We start from the raw sequence: 1,510 nt of genomic DNA, 5'->3' as shown, positions 1-1,510 counted from the left end.
ACTCAGCGTATCGCCATCAACATCCGACGCTCCCGTTAACAGATCCCCATCTGTAAGCGTGATCGTCCCGTCTTCGTTCATCTGGAAATTCTGATCCTGCGCGACCGGCAGATCATTCACGCCGGTTACAGTTACGTCGACAAGAGCCGGGGTTACACCGCCATTACCATCCTCCACTGTGTAGCTGATAGAAAAATCACCATTAAAATCAGCAGCAGGTACGATAGTATAAGTTCCATCATCATTATCTATTACAATTCCATTTGTAATCTCAATATTACTAACTGATAAAGCATCATTATTATTTGCTTGACCATCATATGATGATTCGTCGTCACCCTGTTGATTATCGTGTTGGCTATCATCGTCAGTTAAACCATTAATCACATCAGAAATCGAAACACCATATTGATCCTCAGTGACAGTATCCGAATCAGGCATAGTAACGCTGCTTTGATTAGATACAACTTGAGAGGGAATAATTACTCCATCAACAATATCAAACACATGCCAATACTCACCGGTCGTACTATCCGGAAGATCAGGCGTGAATGTTGATATTAAAGAGTTACCAACAAACACCTGAACCTGAACATTGTCAACGCCGTCAATATCCCATGCACCTGTGCTGTAGTTGTGCACAGAGTAATGCATGTTGGCCTCAGCATAATTTGGAACAGTAATAGTTTCTGGGCCGTAGCCATTAGTGTCATCAACATCTTGTTGAATTGTCGCATCGCCCAACTCGTAACTCATATCCTGATAGTAGATATGGTCGAGCTCTGCGCCAGAATCAGGATCATATAACCAAAGATGGTTATCTAGATCTCGCATACCGGACTCGCCACCCCAGGTCAAGACAATACGCATATCAGCAGCGTCCATCACACTGGACAACGAGATCGTGCCGGCGTTAATCGTTTCACCTTCTAACACACTAAAACTGTTGGTGATCGCACCATCTTGCGTAATTGTTAAAGTACCGTCGCCGGCCACTTGTCCAGTGACGGAATAGTTCCCTGAGTTCTCAGTTTGCACGGTTGTCGCATTACCGACTGCATCTGACAGAGTTACGTCTGCACCAAAAACTGGGCTACCAGTTTCAGCATCGAGGACCGTACCAGTAATCGTAGTCTCACTGCCTTGATCACCAATAACGGCTGTAAGATCGTCGCCATCCACATCCGACGCAAATTGCAACAATTCCGCTTGCGTCAGTGTATACGTGCCGTCCTCTTCTATTGTTACTGATATATTAGCGCTTACAACAGGCGCATCATTCACTGGGTTCACTGTCAAATCGATATTGGCTGCGACTGTCGCTTCACCATCGAATACATCGAAACTAATATCGAGATCACCATTGAAGTTTGCAGCCGGTGTCAGCGTGAACGTCCCATCACCATTATCTGTAATCGTCAGTTCCGGATTGGCTGTCTGTAGATTCAACGCCGTGAGCGTATCACCATCCACATCACTCGCTTGCGCCAAGAGCTGTTCTTGGCTCAGT

General features: G+C 45.7%; 1 protein-coding gene. It reads right to left on the bottom strand.

The annotated features are described in order from the left end of the window. Positions 1-1,510 (bottom strand): cadherin-like domain-containing protein (locus A3762_RS10120; RefSeq protein WP_156493377.1); only part of this gene is annotated, 1,510 nt, incomplete at both ends.

The organism is Oleiphilus sp. HI0125 (assembly GCF_001635355.1).
Note: the sequence above shows the minus strand (reverse complement) of the source record. Positions and strands in the feature narration are given on the sequence as shown.